The sequence below is a fragment of the Citrobacter sp. TBCS-14 genome, from assembly GCF_005280805.1.
Classification (GTDB): domain Bacteria; phylum Pseudomonadota; class Gammaproteobacteria; order Enterobacterales; family Enterobacteriaceae; genus Citrobacter; species Citrobacter gillenii.
In genome coordinates, this window is sequence record NZ_SZWM01001063.1 from 1 (window position 1) to 225 (window position 225).

Annotated in this window: 1 pseudogene; it reads right to left on the reverse strand. The window is 52.0% G+C overall.

Going from position 1 to position 225, the window contains the following annotated elements:
* A pseudogene (locus tag FDX22_RS23945) lies at positions 1 to 225 on the reverse strand (3-phosphoshikimate 1-carboxyvinyltransferase); the annotation flags it as partial.

The following is a 225-nucleotide window of genomic DNA, read 5'->3' on the forward strand; positions in this document are numbered from 1 at the left end:
TGTGCCCTTTGCAAACAACGCGGCGGTCGCAATGGTCATTGCCGCATCAGGAATATGGTTCATGTCCATATCGACAGCATTCAACTCACCGCGAGTACAGGCAATAAAATCATCACCCCATGTCACGGTCGCGCCCATTTTTTCCAGCACATCAGCAAAGCGAATATCACCCTGCATGCTATGACGCCCAATCCCGGTAACCTTCACCGTACCGCCTTTGATCGC